Genomic DNA, 22,999 nt, shown 5'->3' on the forward strand with positions numbered 1-22,999 from the left:
CACCTGGTCCATTGTCCGACCACGACCGATAGACTGTTCGTGGAACGTCGCGGGGCGCAGCCCCCTGCCGGTCCGCGTCACGAGTAGCCAGCAGCCGCTGCAACCCCAGGGAGCGTTGTGTCCCGTCGTCTGTTCACCTCGGAGTCCGTCACCGAGGGCCACCCCGACAAGATCGCTGACCAGATCAGCGACACCATTCTCGACGCCCTGCTGCGCGAGGACCCCACCTCGCGCGTCGCCGTCGAGACGCTGATCACCACCGGCCTGGTGCACGTCGCCGGTGAGGTCACCACCAAGGCGTGGGCGGACATCCCCACCCTCGTCCGGAACAAGATCCTGGAGATCGGTTACGACTCCTCCAAGAAGGGCTTCGACGGCGCCTCCTGCGGCGTGTCGGTGTCCATCGGATCGCAGTCCCCGGACATCGCCCAGGGCGTGGACACCGCGTACGAGTCCCGGGTCGAGGGCGACGAGGACGAGCTCGACAAGCAGGGCGCCGGCGACCAGGGCCTGATGTTCGGCTACGCGTCGGACGAGACCCCCGAGCTGATGCCGCTGCCGATCCACATCGCGCACCGCCTCTCCCGCCGCCTCACCGAGGTCCGCAAGAACGGGACCATCCCGTACCTGCGCCCCGACGGCAAGACCCAGGTCACCATCGAGTACGACGGCGACAAGGCCGTCCGCCTCGACACGGTCGTCGTCTCCTCGCAGCACGCCTCGGACATCGACCTCGAGTCGCTGCTCGCGCCCGACATCCGCGAGTTCGTCGTCGAGCACGTCCTGAAGCAGCTCGTCGAGGACGGCATCAAGCTCGACACCGACGGCTACCGCCTGCTGGTCAACCCGACCGGCCGCTTCGAGATCGGCGGCCCGATGGGCGACGCCGGCCTCACCGGCCGCAAGATCATCATCGACACGTACGGCGGCATGGCCCGTCACGGCGGCGGCGCCTTCTCCGGCAAGGACCCGTCCAAGGTCGACCGCTCGGCCGCCTACGCCATGCGCTGGGTCGCCAAGAACGTCGTCGCCGCCGGCCTCGCCGCGCGCTGCGAGGTCCAGGTCGCCTACGCGATCGGCAAGGCCGAGCCCGTCGGTCTCTTCGTCGAGACCTTCGGCACGAACACCGTCGAGAACGAGAAGATCGAGAACGCCATCGCCGAGGTCTTCGACCTCCGCCCGGCCGCGATCATCCGCGACCTCGACCTGCTCCGCCCGATCTACTCCCAGACCGCCGCGTACGGCCACTTCGGCCGTGAGCTGCCGGACTTCACCTGGGAGCGCACGGACCGCGTGGACGCCCTGAAGCAGGCCGCCGGCCTGTAGTCCCAGGCCCCAGGCGACGGAGCCCGGCACCCCCACGGGGGTGCCGGGCTCCTGCCGTGTCCGGCTGTCGGTGGCGTCTGGTAGGTATGGGGCTGTGAGCAGCGAGAACGAGAAGCCCGAGGAGCCCGAGCAGCTCGCGCTCATCCGGGAGACCGTCCGGAAGGCGAAGGTGCCCCGCGCCAAGCCCCGGACCTGGCGCGGGGCCGCGCTGGCCAAGGAACTGCCGGTCGCGCGCGTCGTCGTCAACAAGGGGGCGCTCCACCTCGACCAGTTCTTCGACTACGCCGTCCCCGAGGAGCTGGACGAGGCCGCCCGGCCCGGGGTCCGGGTGCGGGTCCGGTTCGGCGCGGGCGCGCACCAGGTGCGGGGCGGGCGCCGCGAGGGCGGCCGGCTCATCGACGGGTTCCTGGTGGAGCGGCGGGCCGAGTCCGACTACTCGGGGCCGCTGGCCGCGCTCGCCGACGTCGTCTCGCCGGAGCCGGTGCTCGGCCCGGAGCTGCTCGGGCTCGCCCGGGCGGTGGCCGACCGGTACGCCGGCAGCCTCGCCGACGTCCTCCAGCTGGCCGTCCCCCCGCGCAACGCGACCGCCGAGCGCAAGCCCTCGCCCGAACCGCTGCCGCCGCCCCGCGCACCGGAGCCGGGCAGCTGGGCGCGGTACGAGCGCGGGCCAGCGTTCCTGGACTCCCTCGCCCGCGGCGGAGCGCCCCGGGCCGTGTGGACCGCGCTGCCGGGGCCGTACTGGGCCGAGGAGATCGCCCGGGCCGTCGCCGCCACCCTCGCCTCCGGGCGCGGCGCGCTCGTCGTCGTCCCCGACGGACGGGCCGCCGGCCGGGTCGACGCCGCCCTCACCGAGGTCCTGGGGGAGGGGCGGCACGCGCTGCTCACCGCCGAGGCGGGCCCCGAGCGGCGGTACGCCCAGTGGCTGGCCGTGCGGCGCGGCGCCGTGCGGGCGGTCGTGGGGACCCGCGCCGCGATGTTCGCTCCCGTGCGGGACCTCGGTCTGGCCGTCATCTGGGACGACGGCGACGGCAGCCACAGCGAGCCGCACGCCCCGCAGCCCCACGCGCGCGAGGTGCTGCTGCTGCGCGCCGCCCACGACCGGTGCGCCTTCCTGCTGGGCTCCACCGGTTGCACCGTCGAGGCCGCCCAGCTCGTCGAGTCCGGCTGGGCCCAGGCCCTGGGCGCCGGACGCGATCAGGTCCGCAGGGCCGCCCCGCTGATCCGGACCGTCGGCGACGGCGAACTCGCCCGGGACGAGGCCGCGCGGGCCGCCCGGCTGCCCTCGCTGGCCTGGCAGACCGTCCGGGAGGGGCTGAAGACCGGTCCCGTGCTCGTCCAGGTCCCCCGCCGGGGGTACGTGCCGAGGCTGGCCTGCGAGCGCTGCCGCACGCCCGCCCGCTGCCGGCACTGCGCCGGGCCCCTCGAAGCCCCCGAGCAGCAGGAGCTGCGGTGCGGCTGGTGCGGGCGCGGCGCCCCCGACTGGCACTGCGTGGAGTGCGGCTCGACCCGGCTGCGGGCCCAGGTGGTCGGCGCCCGGCGGACCGCGGAGGAGCTCGGCAGGGCCTTCCCCGCCGTGCCCGTACGGACCTCCGGGCGCGACCACGTCCTGGACAGCGTGCCGGGACGCCCCGCGCTGGTCGTCTCCACCCCCGGCGCCGAGCCCGTCGCCGAGGGCGGCTACGCGGCCGCGCTGCTCCTCGACGGCTGGGCCCTGCTGGGCCGGCCCGATCTGCGCGCGGGGGAGGAGGCGCTGCGCCGGTGGATCGACGCGGCCTCGCTGGTGCGCGGACAGGCCGAGGGCGGCACCGTCGTCGTGGTCGCCGAACCGACGCTCCGGCCGGTGCAGGCGCTCGTCCGCTGGGACCCGGTCGGGCACGCCCGCCGGGAGCTGGCCGAGCGGGCCGAGCTGGGCTTCCCGCCCGTCTCCCGGATGGCCGCCGTGTCCGGGCCGCCGGAGGCCGTCGAGGGCTTCCTGGCCGGGGCCGGGCTCCCCGCCGACGCCGAGATCCTCGGGCCCGTGCCGCTGCCGGTCGTCCGCCCCGGCGGACCGCGCAGGCTGGGCGATCCGCCGCCGGGCGAGCAGTGGGACCGGGCCCTGGTCCGGGTGCCGCCGGGCAGCGGGGCGGCGCTCGCCGCCGCGCTCAAGCAGGCCCGGGCGGGGCGCCTCGCGCGCGGGGGCGGGGATCCGGTGCGGATCCGCGTGGACCCGCCGGACATCGGCTGACACTGACACGGGAACGGCCGCCCGTCCCCTGTGGGGCGGGCGGCCGCGGTGTGCGGTGCCGCGGTGTGCGGTGCCGTGGTGTGCGGTGCTGCGGTCCCTCGGTCCCGCCGTCCCGCCGTCCCGCCGTCCGCGGTGCTGCGGTCGCGCGGGTCAGTCAGCCGTTGCGCGGGCCGGGGAAGGCCGACGGGCGGGGGTCCTCGCGGAGGGCGGCGCTGCCCGAGGTGGGCTGCGGCGGCATCGAGCGGGCGGCGGGGACCGAGGGGAGCGTACGGGTCGTGCCCGGCTCCACCGCGTGGTCCTGGTCCACGGCCGCACCCGGCTGGGGCGCGCGGCGGGCGCCGTAGCGGCGGTGGACGGCCTGCTTCGTGACCCCGAGCGCGGAACCGACCGCGTCCCAGGAGAAGCCGAGCGAGCGGTCGAAGTCGACCGCCGCCGTCACCAGGGTCTCGACACTGTCCCGCAGCTCCTGCGCGAGGCGTACGGTCGGCGCGGGCGCGCGCCCGTAGACGACGAAGCCCGTGGACGGGCCGGAGCGGCGAGGGCGGTAGACATTGCCCAGCTGGGCCGTGAGCGTGCGCAGTGCGTCCACCTGCCGCCGGACCCGCTCGATGTCCCGCACCAGCAGGTGCAGACTCGCCCGGGCTTGGGCGTCGTGGGTTGCGTGGTCGGCCATGTGAAAGCCTCTCGAACCGGCGTTTAAGGGGGCGGGCCGCGGAGGGGGGAACAGCGGCCCGATTCGGTCAATCTCTCTTGACCAACGCGCCACCGGGACCTAGGTCACGCTGCGGGGGCGTACACGCATATGCGCGGGGCGCTCGTCCTCCCGTACGCCCCCTTCGCGCGAGCCGCCTAGACTGGTGCGCTGCCCGCAACGCCCCCGGAGAGACAGGCAGTCGCCACCCATGAAGCTCGTCTTCGCAGGCACCCCCGAGGTCGCCGTTCCCGCCCTGGACGCCCTGCTCGCCTCCGGGCGGCACGAGGTGGCCGCCGTGGTCACCCGGCCCGACGCCCCGGCGGGGCGCGGCCGGCGGCTCGTCGCCAGCCCGGTGGCCCAGCGTGCGGAGGAGGCCGGCATCGAGGTCCTGAAGCCGGCCAGGCCCCGCGACGAGGAGTTCCTCGCGCGGCTGCGGGAGATCGCGCCGGACTGCTGCCCGGTCGTGGCGTATGGCGCGCTGCTGCCCAAGGTGGCCCTCGACATCCCCGCCCACGGCTGGGTCAACCTGCACTTCTCGCTGCTGCCCGCCTGGCGCGGCGCCGCGCCCGTGCAGCACTCCCTGATGGCCGGCGACCAGGTGACGGGCGCCTCCACCTTTCTCATCGAGGAGGGCCTCGACTCCGGCCCGGTCTACGGCGTCGTCACCGAGGACGTCCGCCCCACCGACACCAGCGGCGACCTGCTGACCCGGCTCGCCTTCGCGGGCGCCGGGCTGCTCGCCGCGACCATGGACGGCATCGAGGACGGCACGCTCAAGGCCGTTCCGCAGCCGATCGAGGGCCTCACGCTCGCCCCGAAGATCCAGGTCGAGGACGCCCACGTCGACTTCGCCGCCCCCGCGCTGCGGGTGGACCGCGTGGTCCGCGGCTGCACCCCGGCGCCGGGCGCCTGGACCGTCTTCCGCGGTGAGCGCCTCAAGCTGATCCAGGTCACCCCCCTCCCGGACCGCACGGGCCTGGCCCCGGGCGAGCTCGCCGTGGGCAAGAACAACGTGTACGCGGGCACCGGCTCGTACGCCGTCGAACTGCTCTGGGTCCAGCCCCAGGGGAAGAAGCCGATGAAGGCCGCGGACTGGGCCCGCGGCGTCCGCATCGCCCCGGACGAGCGGCTCGGCGCCTGACGGCGCCGCTCCCGCCCCCCCCCGAAGGGTCCTGGTGGGTCGGGGAGGTCCGCGTCCCGTCGGTGCGAGCCGCCCGTGCTCCTCGCCTCCGAGGCGGGCGGCGGCGGCACCGGGCCGGCCGTGCGCCTGATCGCGGCCGAGGCCCGGGCGGTCCGCCGGGGGCGTTTTCCCCGGCAGGCGCGGACGGACGTACGCTGAGGGAGTTCCACCCCTCATTTCGTCACGCGGAGCACCTTTGAGCGAGCAGGCACGTCCCCGTCCCCACAAGCCCTACCGTCGGCCGCAGAAGGACCCCGTCCGGATGCTCGCCTTCGAGGCGCTGAGGGCGGTGGACGAGCGGGACGCCTACGCGAACCTGGTGCTGCCGCCGCTGCTGCGGAAGGCCCGCGAGAAGGGCGACTTCGACGGGCGGGACGCCGCGCTGGCGACCGAGCTCGTCTACGGGACGCTCCGCCGGCAGGGCACGTACGACGCGATCATCGCGGCCTGCGTCGACCGGCCGCTGCGTGAGGTCGACCCGCCCGTGCTCGACGTGCTGGCGCTCGGCGCGCACCAACTGCTCGGGACGCGGATCCCCACGCACGCCGCGGTCTCCGCCAGCGTCGAGCTCGCGCGCGTGGTCCTCGGCGACGGCCGCGCCAAGTTCGTGAACGCCGTGCTGCGGAAGATCTCGCGGCAGGACCTCGACGCCTGGATCCAGCAGGTCGCCCCGCCGTACGACGTGGACGCCGAGGACCACCTCGCCGTCGTCCACTCGCACCCCCGCTGGGTCGTCTCGGCGCTCTGGGACTCCCTCGGCGGCGGCCGCGCCGGGATCGAGGACCTCCTGGAGGCGGACAACGAGCGCCCCGAGGTCACCCTCGTCGCCCGCCCCGGCCGCTCCACCACCGAGGAGCTCGCCGCCGCCACCGAGACCCTCCCGGGCCGCTGGTCGCCCTACGCGCTGCGGATGGCCGAGGGCGGCGAGCCCGGGGCCATCGAGGCGGTCAAGGACGGCCGCGCCGGCGTCCAGGACGAGGGCAGCCAGCTCGTCGCGATCGCCCTCGCCGCCGCACCGGTGGAGGGCTCCGACACCCGCTGGCTCGACGGCTGCGCCGGTCCCGGCGGCAAGGCCGCCCTGCTCGGCGCCCTCGCGGCCGAGCGCGGTGCCTTCCTGCTCGCCTCCGAGAAGCAGCCGCACCGCGCCCGCCTGGTCGAGCGCGCCCTGGCCGGCAACCCCGGCCCGTACCAGGTGATCGCCGCCGACGGCACCCGCCCGCCGTGGCGCCCGGGCTCCTTCGACCGCGTCCTCGTCGACGTGCCCTGTTCGGGCCTCGGCGCCCTCCGGCGCCGTCCGGAGGCCCGCTGGCGGCGCCGTCCCGAGGACCTGGACGGCTTCGCCCCGCTCCAGCGCGCCCTGCTCACCGAGGCGCTGAGCGCCGTCCGCGTGGGCGGCGTCGTCGGGTACGCCACCTGCTCGCCGCACCTCGCCGAGACCCGCGTGGTCGTCGACGACGTCCTGAAGAAGACCGGCGGCGCCGAGCTGATCGACGCCCGCCCGCTGCTCCCCGGCGTCCCGGCGCTCGGCGACGGCCCGGACGTCCAGCTGTGGCCGCATCTGCACGGCACGGACGCCATGTATCTGGCGCTGCTGCGCCGGACCGGTTGAGGTCCGGGCCCCCGACCCTTCGATCATCTGACCGCAATCTCCCGGTTCCTCCCGGTCCCGCGCTCGTCGCTTCGTACCGAAATTGGTCTGGACCGGATGCGAAACCGCTGAGCGGCAAAGAAGTGCCCAAGAACGTGGGAGGCTTGGCACATGGCGCAGATCAACCCCAGCATCCTGTCCGCGGACTTCGCCCGGCTCGCCGATGAGGCGAAGGCCGTCGGCGGTGCCGACTGGCTGCACGTCGACGTGATGGACAACCACTTCGTACCGAACCTGACGCTGGGCGTGCCGATCGTGGAGTCGCTCGCCCGCGCCACCGACACCCCGCTCGACTGCCACCTCATGATCGAGGACCCCGACCGCTGGGCCCCCCAGTACGTCGAGGCGGGCGCGGGCTCGGTGACCTTCCACGTCGAGGCGGCCGCCGCGCCGGTGCGGCTCGCGCGCGAGATCCGGGCCAAGGGGGCCAGGGCCTCCATGGCGCTCAAGCCGGCCACGCCCATCGAGCCGTACGAGGACCTGCTCCCCGAGCTCGACATGCTGCTCATCATGACCGTCGAGCCCGGCTTCGGCGGCCAGGCCTTCCTCGACATCATGCTGCCCAAGATCCGCCGCACCCGTGAGCTGATCTCCAAGCACGGTCTGGAACTGTGGCTCCAGGTCGACGGCGGGGTCGCCGAGTCCACGATCGAGCGGTGCGCCGAGGCCGGAGCCGACGTCTTCGTCGCCGGTTCCGCCGTGTACGGAGCGGCGGATCCGGCCGCGGCCGTGGCCTCGCTCCGGGCCCGCGCGGAGGCCGCGACCGCCTCCGCCGCGTGGGCGTGTGGCCACTGAGCCTCCGGCGGATGAACGCGGTCCGACGGGCCGCCGACAGGACTGATCAAGGCCCGCCGTTTCTGACAGGATGAACGGCGAGTCCAGAGTGTGAACGACAGCCGTACGTGAACAGCGGTACGTGAACAGCAGTGAGGAGATCGCGGTGGCCGGTATGTCGGCGGGACGGTCAGCCCTGCGGATGGGCCCCGCGGAGCTGGTGCAGGCGGCGGCCATGGCCCGCCGCTTCTACCTGGAGGGCAAGTCCAAGATCCAGATCGCCGAGGAGTTCGGCGTGAGCCGCTTCAAGGTGGCCCGGGTCCTGGAGACCGCCCTGGAGCGCGACCTCGTGCGCATCGAGATCCGCGTACCGGCCGAGCTGGACGCCGAGCGCTCCGACGCGCTGCGCGCCCGCTACGGGCTGCGCCACGCCGTCGTCGTCGAGTCCCCGGCGGAGGGCGACGACGAGTCGCCCGATCCGGAGAACCTCGGCGAGGTCGCCGCCGACCTGCTCGGCGAGCTCGTCACCGAGGGCGACGTCCTCGGCCTGGCCTGGGGCCGCTCCACCATCCACATGGCGGCCGCCCTCGACCGCCTCCCGCCCTGCACGGTCGTCCAGCTCACCGGGGTGTACGACGCCGGGACCGCCGAGCGCGGCTCGGTCGAGGCCGTGCGGCGCGCCGCCCAGGTCTCGGGCGGCGAGGCCCACCCCATCTACGCGCCCATGCTGCTGCCCGACCCGGCCACCGCGGCCGCCCTGCGCAGCCAGACCGGCATCGCCCGGGCCTTCGAGTACTTCGACAAGGTCACCGTCGCCTGCGTCTCCATCGGCTCCTGGGAGCCGGGCATCTCGACCGTCCACGACATGCTCTCCGACGCCGAGCGCGCCCACTACGCCTCGCTCGGCGTCGCCGCCGAGATGTCCGCGCACCTCTTCGACACCGAGGGCCGTCGGGTCGGCCGCGACCTCGGCGAGCGCTGCATCACCGTCGAGGCCGACCGCCTGCGCCGGATCCCCGAGGTCGTGGCGATCGCCGGCGGCCAGCGCAAGGCGGCGGCGATCGGCGCGGTGCTCCGCTCCGGGCTCGTCACCAGCCTGGTCACCGACCGCGCCGCCGCGGACTACCTGCTCACCGAGTCCAGCCCGGGCACGCACCCGGCGCTCGACCGCAAGGACCCCGACGGCAGCTGAGCGCCGCACGCCAAGAGGGGCCGGAGCCATCCCGTAACGGTATGTTCGGGGCATGTCGCTCCGGCCCCTGCGCGTGCTCCTCGCGCTCGTCCTCGCGGTCTTCCTCGCCGGGTGCTCCTCGGCGAGCGGCGGCGGGACCGGCACCGCCACCCCCGCCCGCACCACCGTGGCCGCCGCGCCCACCGGCACCTCCGGGCTGCCCACCGTGCGGGCGGCGGACCTCCCGCCCGAGGCGCGGAAGACCCTCGCCCTCATCGCGCGCGGCGGCCCCTTCCCGTACGCCAAGGACGGCACCGTCTTCTCGAACTTCGAACGCGTCCTGCCCCGCGAGGCGCGTGGCTACTACCACGAGTACACCGTGAAGACCCCCGGCGAACGCGATCGGGGAGCGCGCCGGATCGTCACCGGACGGAACGGCGAGACCTACTACACCGACGACCACTACGAGACCTTCCGGGAGGTGGTCACGGATGAGGCTTGACGACCCCGTCGTCCTCGACCTGACCGGCGTCGTGGACAAGGCCGCGCTCATGGACCGGTGTGCCGGCGCGCTCGCGCTGCCCGACTGGTTCGGCCGCAACTGGGACGCCCTCGCCGACTGCCTCACCGACCTGCCCGAGCCGGTCACCCTCGTCGTCACCGGCTGGCAGGAGTACGCCAGGACGCGCCCGCGTGAGTGGGGAACCGCCCAGGAGGTCTTCGCCACGGCGGTCGAGGAACGCCCCACGCGCCTCTCCGTGCTCCTCGCCCTGGGGGAGTATTCGGATGATCCGACGAAGTCCCTGCCGCAAGCCTCGGATGATTAGCCCGGGGCTGGTATTCGTACCGGCGTGGGACAATGAACTACGTGCTTTTTCCCCTGGCTGAAATGCCTAGGGGCCGATCCGAACGACTGGGATGTCAGCACGTGCGTTTCCTCAATGACGTCAAGCCGCCCTACGACCTGACGTACGACGATGTGTTCATGGTGCCGAGCCGCTCGGCCGTCGGTTCCCGCCAGGCGGTGGACCTCTCCTCGCCCGACGGGACCGGGACCACCATTCCGCTCGTCGTCGCCAACATGACCGCCATCGCCGGCCGGCGGATGGCCGAGACGGTCGCCCGCCGCGGCGGCCTGGTCGTCATCCCGCAGGACATCCCGATCGAGGTCGTCACCGACGTCATCTCGTGGGTCAAGAGCCGTCACCACGTGCTCGACACCCCGATCGTCCTCGAACCCCACCAGACCGTCGCCGACGCGCTCTCCCTGCTGCCGAAGCGCGCCCACGACGCCGGTGTCGTCGTCGACGAGAACCGCCGTCCGGTGGGCGTCGTCACCGACGCCGACCTCTCCGGCGTCGACCGCTTCACCCAGCTCGCCGAGGTCATGTCCCGGGACCTGCTCCTCCTGGACGCCGACATCGACCCGCGTGAGGCCTTCAACACCCTCGACGCCGCCAACCGGCGCTACGCCCCGGCCGTGGACGCGGACGGCAAGCTCGTCGGCATCCTCACCCGCAAGGGCGCCCTGCGCGCGACGCTCTACAGCCCGGCCGTCGACGAGAACGGCCGCCTGCGGATCGCCGCCGCCGTCGGCATCAACGGCGACGTCGCCGGCAAGGCCAAGCAGCTGCTCGACGCGGGCGTCGACACGCTCGTCATCGACACCGCGCACGGTCACCAGGAGTCGATGATCTCCGCGATCCGCACCGTGCGGGCGCTCGACCCGCAGGTCCCGATCGTCGCGGGCAACATCGTCGCCGCCGAGGGCGTCAAGGACCTCATCGAGGCGGGCGCCGACATCATCAAGGTCGGTGTGGGCCCCGGCGCCATGTGCACCACCCGCATGATGACCGGCGTCGGCCGGCCGCAGTTCTCGGCCGTCCTGGAGTGCGCCGCCGAGGCGAAGAAGTACGGCAAGCACGTCTGGGCCGACGGCGGTGTCCGTCACCCGCGTGACGTCGCCATGGCGCTCGCCGCCGGTGCGTCCAACGTCATGATCGGCTCCTGGTTCGCCGGGACGTACGAGTCCCCGGGCGACCTCCAGCACGACGCCAAGGGGCGCGCGTACAAGGAGTCCTTCGGCATGGCCTCGGCCCGCGCCGTCCGCAACCGGACCTCGGACGAGTCCTCCTACGACCGCGCCCGCAAGGCGCTGTTCGAGGAGGGCATCTCCACCTCGCGCATGTTCCTCGACCCGCAGCGTCCGGGCGTCGAGGACCTGATCGACTCGATCATCGCGGGCGTCCGGTCGTCCTGCACCTACGCGGGCGCCAGCTCGCTGGCCGAGTTCGAGGAGAAGGCGACGGTCGGCATCCAGTCCGCCGCCGGTTACGCGGAGGGCAAGCCGCTCCACGCCAGCTGGAGCTAGTCGCTCGCCGTCGCACGCCGTGGGCCCCCGGGAGACCTCTCCCGGGGGCCCACGGCGTTCGCGTCCGCGTCCGCGCCGGCGACGTCGGGGCCGCTCAGGGCTTCAGTACGTCGCTCAGCGCCGCCGCCACCGCGCGTGCCAGCCGTGCGTGACCCCCGTCGTTCGGGTGGAGGCCGTCCGCCAGGTGTTCCGGGCCCAGGAGGGGGCGGCCGGAGAGGACGTGGAGGCGGCTGTCGCCCTCCGCCGCCAGGTCCCGGCCCGCCCGCTCCATCGCGCGGCGCAGCTCCGTGAGCGTGGCGCCCAGGGCGTTCCTGGTGTGCTCCGCCTCGGGGCGGAGGACCGGCGAGACGATCAGGAGCGGCGTGTCAGGGTGGCCCCGGCGGACCAGGCCCACGAAGGCCCGCACGGTCGCGTAGAGCCAGTCCGCCGTGGCGGGCACCCGGGACCAGCAGTTCGTGCCGAAGGCGAGGGTGATCGCCTCCCCGGGGAGGCGCGCCAGCTGCTCGGCCAGGGGGAGCTCGCCCCGCGCCCCGCCCGCGTACCCCAGGTTCACCGTGTCCAGGCCCAGGAGCCGGCCCGTGGTGGCCGGCCAGGAGTGCGCCGGGCGGGTCGACCACCAGCCCTCGGTGATCGAGTCGCCGTGGACCAGCCAGCGGGGCCGCGGCGGGGCGGGCGACAGGGCGCCCCCGACGGCCCGCAGGGCGAGCGGTAGGGGTGCCTGGGCCTCCGGGAGGTGGAGGGTGAAGACGCCGCCGTCCGGGGGCAGCGGGAGCCTCACGAGGGCCTCCGGGGCCGGAGCCGCGCAGGTCTCGCCGACGAGTCGGGTGCCCTGCCAGAGCGCGAAGCAGTGGCGCAGCGCGCGCAGGGGGTCGTCGGGCGCAGGGACGGCGGCGCGGTAGCGGAGCTCCACCGCGCGCGTACCGGGCGCGGCCGTGAACTCGATCCGTACGCCGATGGGCAGCGCGGCCCGCTCGGCGATGTCCCACGGCAGCCGTTCGAGGTCCTCGGGGTCGGCGCGGACGGGCCGGTCGCCGTCCAGCCAGGCGATGCCGCGCAGGAACGGCGCCGGGTCGAGCCAGGGCACCGGGACCTCCGATCGTGGGGCGGTCAGGGGCTCGCAGCGTCGGTCATCGGACATGAGGAGTCCATACGCGTGCGGGTGCCGGTTCACACCCCGATGTGTCGATTCATGCGGGGGCGCGCAATGTTCGCCCGTCTGTGTCCGAAGCGCGCAATGATCATCCGGCACTGCGCAACAACCCTGCATTACGACTGCGAACCTCTGCCCCTTAGGCTCGTGCCCCGTACCAGGAGTGGCGGCGACCGCCTGCTCGGCGGTTTCCGTCCCCCGTGGGCCTGCTTCGGCATGCCCGCGTACCGCCGCGGTCGTCTCCTTCCCCACAGGCAGCGATAAGGAGCCTCCGCAGTGCTGGATCAAGGCGCAGCCCCACCGGTCGACGACACGGCCACCCCGAAGACCTCCGCTCTCGGCGCGATCATCCGCCGCAAGCCGGTGGAACGCCTGGTCGAAGAGGGTGGGCAGGGTGAAGGCGGCAACCTCCGCCGCTCGCTCTCGATGTGGCAGCTGACCATGATCAGCATCGGCGCCACGCTCGGCACCGGCATCTTCGTCGTCCTCGGCGACGCCGTCCCGAAGGCGGGACCCGCCGTCACGATCGCCTTCGTGATCGCCGGTCTCACGGCCCTGTTCTCGGCCCTCTCGTACGCGGAGCTGGCCGGCTCCATCCCGGTCGCCGGGTCCTCGTACTCGTACGCGTACGCAACGATGGGCGAACTCGTCGCCTGGGTCTGCGGCTGGTGCCTGGTCCTGGAGTACGGGGTCTCCGTCGCCGCCGTGGCCGTCGGCTGGGGCGAGTACCTCAACGAGCTGCTCGACGGCACGATCGGCGTCACCCTCCCCGACGTGGTGTCCTCGGCACCCGGCGAGGGCGGTGTCATCAACCTGCCCGGTCTGATCGTCGTACTGCTCGCGATGGTCTTCCTGCTCGGCGGCGCCCGCGAGTCCGCCGTCGTCAACACGATCATGGTCGCGGTGAAGATCGCCGCCCTCGTGCTCTTCTGCGCCATCGGCTTCATGGGCTTCAAGTCCGGCAACTACAAGGACTTCATGCCGCTCGGCACGGCGGGTGTCAGCGCGGCCGGCGCCAGCCTGTTCTTCTCCTACATCGGTTTCGACGCCGCCTCCACGGCCGGCGAGGAGGCGAAGAACCCCAAGCGCGACCTGCCCCGCGCGATCATGCTCTCGCTGCTCATCGTCACGGTCCTCTACGTCCTCGTCGCCGCCGTCGCGGTCGGCGCGTGGAACTGGAAGAAGTTCGACGGCTCCGAGGCCACGCTCGCGGCGATCATGAACGACGTCACCGGCCAGACCTTCTGGGGCACGATGCTCGCCGCCGGCGCGGTCATCTCCATCGCCAGCGTCGTCCTCACCGTCCTCTACGGCCAGACCCGCGTCCTCTTCGCGATGTCCCGCGACGGCCTGGTCCCCAAGGTCTTCGGCAAGGTCAGCGGCAAGACCGGCACCCCGCGCGTGAACACCGTCATCGTGTCGCTCTTCTGCGGTCTGCTCGCCTCGGTCATCCCGCTGGGCAAGCTCGTCGACGCCACCAGCATCGGCACCCTCTTCGCCTTCGGTCTGGTCAACATCGCGGTCATCGTGCTCCGCTACACCCGCCCGGACATGCCGCGCACCTTCAAGGTGGCGCTCGGACCGGTCTTCCCGATCCTCGGCTTCGTCTTCTGCGCGTACAACATGTTCAGCCTCGACGCCGTCACCTGGGTGGTCTTCGGTTGCTGGATGGCCGCCGGGCTCGTGTTCTACTTCCTGTACGGCATTCGCCGCTCCCGACTGGCATCCGAACAGAAGTGATCCACCCGTAGTGCGACTCAACGACCTCGACGAACGCATCGTCCACGCCCTCGCGGAAGACGCCCGCCGCAGCTACGCCGACATCGGCTCGCTCGTCGGACTCTCCGCGCCCGCCGTGAAGCGGCGCGTGGACCGGCTCCGGGCCGAGGGCGCCATCACCGGATTCACCGTACGGGTGGACCCGGCGGCGCTCGGCTGGGAGACCGAGGGCTTCGTCGAGATCTACTGCCGCCACAACACCTCGCCGGACGACATCCGGCGGGGTCTGGAGCGGTACCCCGAGGTGGTGTCCGCGTCGACCGTCACCGGTGACGCGGACGCCGTCGTCCAGGTCTTCGCCTCGGACATGCGTCACTTCGAGCGCGTCCTGGAGCGCATCGCGGGTGAGCCCTTCGTGGAGCGCACCAAGTCCGTCCTGGTGCTGTCGCCGCTGCTGCGGCGCTTCTCCTCGGGCTCGCCCGCGTAGAACCCCCCGGTCACGGCCGGCCGGGGCGGTGCGGGCCGTGGTTCCCGCACCGCCCCTCGCCCGCCCACCCCCGTGGGGCGGTCTCGGCGGTCACTCGGTCGGGTAGACGACCTCCCAGGGCACGACCTCGAAGTCGCCCGACCCCTCCTTGACCTTCTCGAACGGCGCGCCGCTGAGGCACGGCGGCACCTTGTCCTTCTGCGGGTCGGCGGTCATCCAGGTGTAGCCGAGCCGGTCGCCCGAGGCGTCGTCGTGCACCGTGACGCCGACGCGGGCCTTCTTGAACTCCTTCACGTCGGTCTCGACGACGACCCCCGACACGACGGCCACCTTGCCGCCCGTGGCGAGGCAGTCCACCTTGACCTTCGCGTACCCGCCCCAGTCGCCCTTGTAGTGGCTGAAGCGGAACGTGCCGGTGGCCTTCATCGGATCCTGCCGGTCCTTCTCCGCCAGATGCGCGTCGAAGGAGAACGTGATGTCGTCGCCGGCCGGCCGGTACAGCTTCGCGGTGCCGGTCAGCGCGGCAGCCTCCTTGACGGTGGCCGTGGCGGCGGCGTGGGCGGGAGCGACGTCCGCCGAGGCGGCGGCGATCCCCCCGGCCCCCAGCGTGAGCAGGATCGCGGCGGCGGCGGCGACGGTCTTCGTACGACGGTTCATCGTGGTCCCTTTCGGCAGGTCGTCCGGCAGGTCTTCCGGACGACCACCACTCTTCCGCGCGGCCCCCGCCCGGGCGTCGCGCCGGAGAACGGTCCTCGTCTCCGCCGTGCGGCGGGGGAGCCCTCCGACCCCGGTCGGAGCCGTACGCAACGAATCGACGTCCTGCCCGTCGATCGCGCAACGGTTCGACGGTCGGTCCGCAACGCTGCCGCCTTGTCCCGGCCGAGCCCGAAACCGTACCGTTTTTGACGTCTTCCCCCTCAACTCCTGACCCCCGAGGATCGCCGATGCCCGCGCTGCGCACCGCCCTGCTCCAGAGCTCCGGCGAGCTCGGTGACGTGGCCGCCAACCTCAAGGTCCTCGACGAGGCCGCCGCCCGCGCCGCGGACGCCGGCGCGAGCGTGCTGCTGGCCCCCGAGCTCTTCCTCACCGGCTACGCCATCGGCGCCGACATCGCGCGCCTGGCCGAGCCGGCCGACGGCCCCTCCGCCCGCGCCGTCGCGGCGATCGCCGTGCGCCACGGCCTGGCCGTCGGCTACGGCTACCCGGAGCGGGACACCGAGCGGCACGGGGTCCTGTACAACTCCGCGCAGCTCATCGGCGCCGACGGCGCCCCGCTCGCGCGCTACCGCAAGACCCACCTGTTCGGGGACTTCGAGCTCCAGTGGTTCACCCCCGGCGACGAGCCCGTCGTCCAGGCGGAGCTCGGCGGACTCACCGTCGGCATGATGATCTGCTACGACGTCGAGTTCCCCGAGAACGTGCGGGCGCACGCGCTGGCCGGTACGGACCTCCTCCTCGTACCGACCGCGCTCATGCACCCCGCCGAGGTCGTGCCCCTCTCCGTGGTGCCGGTCCGCGCCTTCGAGAACCAGCTCTACATCGCGTACGCCAACCGGACCGGCCCCGAGGGCGACTTCGAGTTCGTCGGCCTCTCCACCCTGGCCGGCCCCGACGGCACCGCGCGGGCCCGCGCCGGCCGCGGCGAGGACCTCGTCCTCGGCGACGTCGACCCGGCCTTCCTCGCGGCCTCCCGCGAGGAGAACCCCTACCTCCGCGACCGGCGGCCGGGGCTGTACGGCTCCCTCGCCTGAACCGCCCCCACCCTCCCCGCCTGCTCTCTTTCTTCACCCGTGCAAGGAGTCCGTACCCCATGACGTCCACGGTGCCCACGACCGCCGTCCCCCACAGCGACGGCCAGCCGCCGATCACCATGTTCGGGCCGGACTTCCCGTACGCCTACGACGACTTCCTGGCCCACCCGGCCGGTCTCGGCCAGATACCGGCGACCGAGCACGGCACCGAGGTCGCGGTCATCGGCGGCGGGCTCTCCGGCATCATCGCCGCGTACGAGCTGATGAAGATGGGCCTCAAGCCCGTCGTCTACGAGGCCGACGAGATCGGCGGCCGCCTGCGCACGGTCGGCTTCGAGGGCACCGGCACCGAGGGCCTCACCGCCGAGATGGGCGCCATGCGCTTCCCGCCCTCCTCGACCGCGCTCCAGCACTACATCGACCTGGTCGGCCTGGAGACCACGCCCTTCCCGAACCCGCTCGCCGAGTCGACCCCCTCGACCGTCGTCGACCTCAAGGGTGAGTCGCACTACGCCACCACCGTCGACGACCTCCCGCAGGTCTACCGCGACGTGATGAACGCGTGGAACGCCTGCCTGGACGAGGGCGCGGACTTCTCCGACATGAACCAGGCCATGCGCGAGCGCGACGTCCCGCGCATCCGCGAGATCTGGTCGAAGCTCGTCGAGAAGCTCGACAACCAGACCTTCTACGGCTTCCTCTGCGAGTCCGAGTCCTTCAAGTCCTTCCGGCACCGCGAGATCTTCGGCCAGGTCGGCTTCGGCACCGGCGGCTGGGACACCGACTTCCCGAACTCCATCCTGGAGATCCTCCGCGTCGTCTACACCGAGGCCGACGACCACCACCGCGGCATCGTGGGCGGCTCGCAGCAGCTGCCGCTGCGCCTGTGGGAGCGCGAGCCGGAGAAGATCGTCCACTGGGCGCAGGGCACCTCGCTCAGCTCCCTGCACGACGGCACCCCGAAGCCGGCCGTGACGCGGCTGAACCGGACCGCCGGCAACCGGATCACGGTCACGGACGCCTCCGGCGACATCCGCACGTTCCCGGCGGCGATCTTCACCGCCCAGTCCTGGATGCTGCTGTCCAAGATCGCCTGCGACGACTCGCTGTTCCCGATCGACCACTGGACGGCGATCGAGCGCACCCACTACATGGAGTCGTCCAAGCTCTTCGTGCCGGTGGACCGGCCCTTCTGGCTGGACAAGGACGAGGAGACCGGCCGGGACGTCATGTCGATGACGCTGACCGACCGGATGACCCGCGGCACCTACCTCCTGGACGAGGGCCCGGACAAGCCGGCCGTCATCTGCCTCTCGTACACCTGGTGCGACGACAGCCTGAAGTGGCTGCCGCTCTCGGCGAACGAGCGCATGGAGGTCATGCTGAAGTCGCTCGGCGAGATCTACCCGAAGGTCGACATCCGGAAGCACATCATCGGCAACCCGGTCACGGTCTCCTGGGAGAACGAGCCCTACTTCATGGGCGCCTTCAAGGCGAACCTGCCGGGCCACTACCGCTACCAGCGCCGCCTGTTCACGCACTTCATGCAGGACCGGCTGCCCGAGGACAAGCGGGGCATCTTCCTCGCCGGCGACGACATCTCCTGGACGGCCGGCTGGGCCGAGGGCGCGGTGCAGACGGCGCTCAACGCGGTCTGGGGCGTGATGCACCACTTCGGCGGCGCGACCGACGGCACCAACCCGGGCCCGGGCGACGTCTACGACGAGATCGCCCCGGTCGAGCTGCCCGAGGACTGATCCCCGTCAGGGCCTGGTCAGGGGTGTGAGCAGCATCCGTCCCACCAGGCCCACCGACCGGTCGAGGCGTTCGGTGAACTCCTCGGCCAGGTCGGGCAGCCGCCGCAGCTGCCACAGCGAGCGGGCGGCGAGCCAGGCCCCGTCACGGGCCCGGTCGAGGCTCCAGCAGCCGAGCAGATGCGTCAGCGGGTCCGCGACCTCCAGGAGGTCCGGGCCCGGCATCAGTTCCTCCCGGATGCGCTCCTCCAGGAGGACGAGGATGTCGCCGACCCGGTCGAACTCGTCCTCCAGGTCGGCCGGCGCGCACTCCAGGATCCGGCAGGCGTCCACCACCGCGAGCGCCAGGTCGTGGCCGATGTGCGCGTTGATCCCGGCGAGCGCGAACTGCAGCGGTCGTACGCCGGGGTGGCGCCGGTAGTGGAAGAGGGGCCGCCAGCAGGCGGGGACGGGCGCGCCCGTGGCGACGGCGTCGACGGCCGCGAGGTACCGCTCGGCGAACCGCACGTCGAGGGTGGCGGCGGCCCGCCGGTCGGCGAAGCCGCCCGCGTCGATGGCGTGGCCGATCTCCTCGGTGACCGTGAGGTAGACCCGGTTGAAGACGGCGACCCCGTCGGCCGGATGCCAGGCCGAGCGGAGCGCCCGCATCCGGTCCACCACGGGGTCGACCGCGACGAACGGGCCGATGCGCGGTCCGGTCTGCTGCCCGAGCTGCTGGGTCTGCGCCATGGGGGCAGGCTCCCAGCCGCCGGGCCCGGGAGGGAACTCATCGGGCCCGGCTTAACCGGAACGGGCGAATCACTCAGCTCTTCGACGCGCCGTCCGCGTTCGTCTCGTACGAGCTGGTGCCGGAGTCCAGGAGCGGCTCCTGGGTCTTCAGATGCGCCGGGGCGAAGGCCCGCAGCACGTGGTAGCCGGTGATGACGACGATCGTGCCGAGGGCGATGCCGCCCAGCTCGAAGGTGTCCGTGAAGGTCAGCTTCACCCCGCCGACGCCGATGATGATGCCGGCGGCGGCCGGGACCAGGTTGAGCGGGTTGCGCAGGTCGACCTTGGCGTTGATCCAGATCTGGGCGCCGAGCAGGCCGATCATGCCGTACAGGATCACGGTGATGCCGCCGAGGACACCGCCCGGGATCGCGGCGACGACCGCGCCGAACTTGGGGCAGAGGCCGAAGAGCAGCGCGAAGCCGGCGGCGGCCCAGTACGCGGCGGTCGAGTAGACGCGGGTGGCGGCCATGACGCCGATGTTCTCGGAGTACGTGGTGTTCGGTGGGCCTCCGACGGCCGTCGACAGCATCGAGGCGGCGCCGTCGGCGGCGATCGCGGTGCCGAGCTTGTCGTCCAGGTTCGCGCCGGTCATCTCGCCGACGGCCTTGACGTGTCCCGCGTTCTCCGCGATCAGCGCGATGACCACGGGCAGCGCGACCAGGATCGCGGACCACTCGAAGCTCGGGCCGTGGAAGGACGGCAGACCGATCCAGTCGGCCTGGGAGACGCCGGAGAGGTCGAGCCGCCAGTGGTCGGTGACCTGGCCGGACGGGGACATCGAGTGGATCTTGCCGAAGACCAGGTCGAAGACCCACGAGACGACGTAGCCGAAGATCAGGCCGAGGAAGATCGCGATCCGGGACCAGAAGCCGCGCAGACAGACCACGGCCAGCCCGGTGAAGAGCATCACCAGCAGGGCCGTCCACTGGTCCTGCGGCCAGTACGTCGCCGCGGTGACCGGGGCCAGGTTGAAGCCGATCAGCATGACGACCGCGCCGGTCACGATCGGCGGCATCGCCGCGTGGATGATCCGCGCGCCGAACTTCCGGACGGCGAGGCCGGCGAGGAAGAGCACCGCGCCGACGACGAGGACCGCGCCGGTCACCGTGGCGCTGGTGCCGCCGGAGGCCCGGATCGCGGCGGCGACGCCGACGAAGGAGAGCGAGCAGCCCAGGTAGGACGGGACGGTGCCGCGGGTCGCGAGGAGGAAGATCGCGGTCGCGACACCCGACATCATGATCGCGAGGTTCGGGTCGAGGCCCATGAGGACCGGGGCGACGAAGGACGCGCCGAACATCGCGACGACGTGCTGGGCGCCGAGGCCGACCGTACGGGGCCAGGACAGCCGCTCGTCCGGGCGCACGACGGCTCCCGGAGCGGGTGTTCTCCCGTCGCCGTGCAGGGTCCAGCGCACGCCGAGGTTCATGAGGTCGCTCCCGTTCTGAGGTGTTCGGCGGCCGCGTCGTGACCGCAAAAGATCAGCCACATGGTATGCGCCTGGTCTGCACCACCGCGGGACCGGAGACGTCGGACGGTCCTACACCGCCGTCCCGGCGCTCTTCGCGGCCTCGGGCGTCCTCGCCGCCGCCTCCCGCCCGCCGGTCCGCAGCACGCCGGCGCCAAGCACCAGGCCCAGGGCCAGCAGGGTGACCAGGCCGAAGGAGAAGACCAGGGAGGTCGCGTCGGCGATCCCGCCGATCGCCGAGGGGGCGATGAGCCCCGAGGTGTACGTGATCGTGGCGACGCCCGCGATGGCCTGGCTCGGGTTCGGGCCGCTGTGCCCGGCCGCGGCGAACGCCAGCGGGACGACGACCGCGATCCCGAGCCCGATCAGACCGAATCCGGCCATCGCGACGGCGGCGTGCGGGGCGAGGACCACCAGGACCCCGCCGAAGGTGGCGACGGCGCCCCCGACCCGTACCGTACGGACCGCCCCGAAGCGGTCCACCACCCGGTCGCCGACCAGCCTCGCCACCGCCATGGTCAGCGCGAAGGCGGTCGTGGAGGCGGCCGCGAGCCCCGCCGAGCTGCCCAGCTCGTCCCGGAGGTAGACGGCCGACCAGTCGAGGCTGGCCCCCTCGGCGAAGACCCCGCAGAAGCCGATGGCGCCGATGATCAGCGCGGACCTCGGCGGCAGCGAGAAGCGCGGCGGCGGCTCCTCCTCCGGGGTGCTGCGGACGTCGAGCACGCCCTGGCAGAAGACCAGGCCGAGCGCGGTGAGCACGAGCGCCGCGACCAGGTGGTGCAGCCGGGCGTCGCCGCCGAGGTGGGCGGCGACCGTGCCGGCGGCGGAGCCGAGCAGCGCGCCCACGCTCCACATGCCGTGCAGGCTCGACATGATCGACCTGCCGAGCCGGTTCTCGGTCTCCACGCCGAGCGCGTTCATGGCCACGTCGGACATGCCCGCGGTCGCCCCGTAGACGAAGAGCGCGCCGCACAGCGCCCAGACGTTCGGGGCGAGCGAGGGAAGGGTGAGCGCGAGCGTCCACAGGGCGAGCAGGCCGCGCAGCGCCGTGCGGGCGCCGAAGCGGTGCGAGACGGCCCCGGCGAGCGGCATCGCGAGCGAGGCGCCGAGCGCGGGGAAGGCGAGGGCGAGCCCGAGCTGTCCGGCGCTGACGCCCGCGTGCTCCTGGATCCAGGGGATCCGGGTGGCGAAGCTGCCGGTGACCGAGCCGTGGACGCAGAAGACGGCGGCGACGGCGAAGCGCGCCCGCCGGAGGCGATCGGTGCTGGTGACGGTCTCCGCCGCCATGGGCCCTCCCTGGGGTCGTGGTGTGCCGCGTAAACTATCAGGAACCCTGCCTGATAAATAGACCGCAGGGGGCGCCGCCGAGTCTGAGAGGATCGCCGCATGGCCGCATCCCCGAGCACCGCACGAGCCATCAACGACCGGTTCGCCCTGCGCCTGCTCCAGGACGAAGGCCCGTTGACGGCCACTCAGCTCAAGACGCTCACCGGGCTCTCCCGCCCGACCGTCGCCGACCTCGTCGAGCGGCTCCAGGGCTCCGGGCTCGTCCACGTCGTCGGCGAGGCCGGGGCCGAGCGCCGCGGCCCCAACGCCAAGCTGTACGGGATCGTCGCCGACCGCGCCCACCTCGCCGCCCTCGACGTACGGACCCGCTCGGTCTCGGTCACCGTCGCCGACCTCCTCGGCACCCGGCTCGCCGAGGCCAGCGCCCCCGTCGGCGAGGACAACGGCACGGGGTCCGCCGTCGAGAAGGCGGTCGCGCTCCTGGAACGGACCGTGCGGGAGGCGGGCGCCGACCGGCTGCACAGCGTCGCCGTCGGCGCCCCCGGACTCATCGACCCCGCCACCGGCGAACTGCGCGACTCCTCCGGGCTGCCCGCCTGGCACCGCCGGCTCGTCGGCGTCCTCCAGGAACGGCTGCCCGCCCACGTCCTCGTCGAGAACGAGACCAACCTCGCCGCCGTCGCCGAACTGCGCGAGGGCGCGGCCCGCGACCGCGAGGACTTCGTCCTGCTCTGGCTCGGGCAGGGCGTCGGCGCCGCCGTCGTCCTCGACGGCCGCCTCCGCCGGGGAGCCTCCGGCGGCGCGGGAGAGATCGGCTTCCTGCCGGTGCCGGGCACCTCGGGCCTCCCCTCGGCCACCGGCTGCGACGGCGGCTTCCACGAGCTGGCCTGCGCGGCGGCCGTGGACGCCCTTGCCCGCGCCCACGGCCTCGACCCGGCCGGCGCGCTCGCCTCCGGCCACGGGCCCTTCCTCGACGCCCTGGCCCGCCGCCTCGCCGTCGGCGCGGCCGCCGTCGTCTCCGTCCTCGACCCGGGCTGCGTGGTCCTGGCGGGGGAGACCGGCCATCAGGGCGGCCCCGGCCTCGCCGCGCGCGTGGAGACCGAACTCGCGGCGCTCTCCCCGCTCCGCACGGAGGTCCGCGCCACGGCCCTCGGGGACACGGCGGTCCTCCGCGGAGCCCTGCTCAGGGCACGGGACGCGGCACAGGAGGAGCTGTTCCCGTAGACC

General features: G+C 73.3%; 20 protein-coding genes. 14 read left to right on the forward strand and 6 right to left on the reverse strand.

Going from position 1 to position 22,999, the window contains the following annotated elements:
• Nucleotides 1–117 precede the first annotated feature (117 nt).
• A complete protein-coding gene (gene metK, locus ABTY59_RS27445) occupies nt 118–1,326 on the forward strand; it encodes a methionine adenosyltransferase (RefSeq protein ID WP_352021714.1) in 1,209 nt (402 codons plus the stop codon).
• A gap of 94 nt (nt 1,327–1,420) precedes the next feature.
• Nucleotides 1,421–3,550 carry a primosomal protein N' gene (locus tag ABTY59_RS27450; RefSeq protein WP_352021715.1) on the forward strand — a complete coding sequence of 710 codons (2,130 nt, stop codon included), beginning with the start codon at nt 1,421–1,423 and terminating at the stop codon, nt 3,548–3,550.
• Between the two features lie 154 nt (nt 3,551–3,704).
• Here the strand turns inward: ABTY59_RS27450 and ABTY59_RS27455 are convergent, their stop codons facing one another.
• Nucleotides 3,705–4,223 (reverse strand): hypothetical protein, encoded by a 519-nt coding sequence (locus ABTY59_RS27455; protein ID WP_352021716.1) that lies wholly within the window; start codon nt 4,221–4,223, stop codon nt 3,705–3,707.
• Between the two features lie 229 nt (nt 4,224–4,452).
• Here ABTY59_RS27455 and fmt point away from each other — a divergent pair, with 229 nt between their 5' ends.
• The 7 genes from fmt to ABTY59_RS27490 all read left to right on the forward strand — a co-directional run bounded on the left by fmt (nt 4,453) and on the right by ABTY59_RS27490 (nt 11,388).
• The gene (fmt, locus tag ABTY59_RS27460) at nt 4,453–5,385 is read left to right on the forward strand and encodes a methionyl-tRNA formyltransferase (protein ID WP_352021717.1); all 933 of its coding nucleotides are present in this window, start codon (nt 4,453–4,455) and stop codon (nt 5,383–5,385) included.
• A gap of 235 nt (nt 5,386–5,620) precedes the next feature.
• Complete coding sequence (locus ABTY59_RS27465) at nt 5,621–7,033, forward strand: RsmB/NOP family class I SAM-dependent RNA methyltransferase (protein WP_352021718.1); 1,413 nt, start codon at nt 5,621–5,623, stop codon at nt 7,031–7,033.
• 150 nt (nt 7,034–7,183) lie between these two features.
• On the forward strand, nt 7,184–7,867 hold the full coding sequence (gene rpe, locus ABTY59_RS27470) for a ribulose-phosphate 3-epimerase (protein WP_041128223.1): 684 nt from the start codon (nt 7,184–7,186) through the stop codon (nt 7,865–7,867).
• A gap of 121 nt (nt 7,868–7,988) precedes the next feature.
• Nucleotides 7,989–9,038 (forward strand): sugar-binding transcriptional regulator, encoded by a 1,050-nt coding sequence (locus ABTY59_RS27475; RefSeq protein ID WP_352021719.1) that lies wholly within the window; start codon nt 7,989–7,991, stop codon nt 9,036–9,038.
• A 52-nt stretch (nt 9,039–9,090) separates the two neighbouring features.
• On the forward strand, nt 9,091–9,519 hold the full coding sequence (locus ABTY59_RS27480; RefSeq protein ID WP_352021720.1) for a guanyl-specific ribonuclease: 429 nt from the start codon (nt 9,091–9,093) through the stop codon (nt 9,517–9,519).
• On the forward strand, nt 9,509–9,844 hold the full coding sequence (locus ABTY59_RS27485) for a barstar family protein (RefSeq protein ID WP_352021721.1): 336 nt from the start codon (nt 9,509–9,511) through the stop codon (nt 9,842–9,844). The genes ABTY59_RS27480 and ABTY59_RS27485 overlap by 11 nt, the downstream gene beginning before the upstream one ends.
• A 101-nt stretch (nt 9,845–9,945) precedes the next feature.
• The gene (locus tag ABTY59_RS27490) at nt 9,946–11,388 is read left to right on the forward strand and encodes a GuaB1 family IMP dehydrogenase-related protein (RefSeq protein WP_352021722.1); all 1,443 of its coding nucleotides are present in this window, start codon (nt 9,946–9,948) and stop codon (nt 11,386–11,388) included.
• A gap of 94 nt (nt 11,389–11,482) precedes the next feature.
• Here ABTY59_RS27490 and ABTY59_RS27495 read toward each other — a convergent pair whose 3' ends face one another.
• Nucleotides 11,483–12,526: a GDSL-type esterase/lipase family protein gene (locus ABTY59_RS27495; RefSeq protein WP_352021723.1), complete on the reverse strand. Its 1,044-nt coding sequence runs from the start codon at nt 12,524–12,526 to the stop codon at nt 11,483–11,485.
• Nucleotides 12,527–12,814: 288 nt separating this feature from the next.
• Here ABTY59_RS27495 and ABTY59_RS27500 point away from each other — a divergent pair, with 288 nt between their 5' ends.
• A complete protein-coding gene (locus ABTY59_RS27500; protein ID WP_352021724.1) occupies nt 12,815–14,278 on the forward strand; it encodes an amino acid permease in 1,464 nt (487 codons plus the stop codon).
• A 10-nt stretch (nt 14,279–14,288) separates the two neighbouring features.
• Nucleotides 14,289–14,744, forward strand: a complete 456-nt coding sequence (locus tag ABTY59_RS27505) for an Lrp/AsnC family transcriptional regulator (RefSeq protein ID WP_015032260.1) — start codon at nt 14,289–14,291, stop codon at nt 14,742–14,744.
• Between the two features lie 90 nt (nt 14,745–14,834).
• On the opposite strand, the gene ABTY59_RS27510 is transcribed toward ABTY59_RS27505, so the two are convergent.
• Nucleotides 14,835–15,401 carry a Repetin gene (locus ABTY59_RS27510; protein ID WP_352021725.1) on the reverse strand — a complete coding sequence of 189 codons (567 nt, stop codon included), beginning with the start codon at nt 15,399–15,401 and terminating at the stop codon, nt 14,835–14,837.
• Nucleotides 15,402–15,688: 287 nt separating this feature from the next.
• Here ABTY59_RS27510 and ABTY59_RS27515 point away from each other — a divergent pair, with 287 nt between their 5' ends.
• Both ABTY59_RS27515 and ABTY59_RS27520 read left to right on the forward strand, forming a co-directional pair.
• A complete protein-coding gene (locus tag ABTY59_RS27515) occupies nt 15,689–16,495 on the forward strand; it encodes a carbon-nitrogen hydrolase family protein (protein ID WP_352021726.1) in 807 nt (268 codons plus the stop codon).
• A 59-nt stretch (nt 16,496–16,554) separates the two neighbouring features.
• Nucleotides 16,555–18,252, forward strand: a complete 1,698-nt coding sequence (locus ABTY59_RS27520; RefSeq protein WP_352021727.1) for a flavin monoamine oxidase family protein — start codon at nt 16,555–16,557, stop codon at nt 18,250–18,252.
• 6 nt (nt 18,253–18,258) lie between these two features.
• Here the strand turns inward: ABTY59_RS27520 and ABTY59_RS27525 are convergent, their stop codons facing one another.
• The 3 genes from ABTY59_RS27525 to ABTY59_RS27535 all read right to left on the reverse strand — a co-directional run bounded on the left by ABTY59_RS27525 (nt 18,259) and on the right by ABTY59_RS27535 (nt 21,772).
• Nucleotides 18,259–18,978, reverse strand: a complete 720-nt coding sequence (locus ABTY59_RS27525) for a DUF5995 family protein (RefSeq protein WP_352021728.1) — start codon at nt 18,976–18,978, stop codon at nt 18,259–18,261.
• 73 nt (nt 18,979–19,051) lie between these two features.
• A complete protein-coding gene (locus tag ABTY59_RS27530; protein ID WP_352021729.1) occupies nt 19,052–20,446 on the reverse strand; it encodes a uracil-xanthine permease family protein in 1,395 nt (464 codons plus the stop codon).
• Nucleotides 20,447–20,557: 111 nt separating this feature from the next.
• Nucleotides 20,558–21,772: an MFS transporter gene (locus ABTY59_RS27535; RefSeq protein WP_352021730.1), complete on the reverse strand. Its 1,215-nt coding sequence runs from the start codon at nt 21,770–21,772 to the stop codon at nt 20,558–20,560.
• 99 nt (nt 21,773–21,871) lie between these two features.
• Here ABTY59_RS27535 and ABTY59_RS27540 point away from each other — a divergent pair, with 99 nt between their 5' ends.
• Nucleotides 21,872–22,996, forward strand: coding sequence for an ROK family transcriptional regulator (locus ABTY59_RS27540; RefSeq protein WP_352021731.1), 1,125 nt, complete (start codon nt 21,872–21,874; stop codon nt 22,994–22,996).
• Nucleotides 22,997–22,999 lie beyond the last annotated feature (3 nt).

Origin of the sequence: Streptomyces sp. NPDC096079 (assembly GCF_040303145.1) — a bacterium.
Taxonomy (GTDB): domain Bacteria; phylum Actinomycetota; class Actinomycetes; order Streptomycetales; family Streptomycetaceae; genus Streptomyces.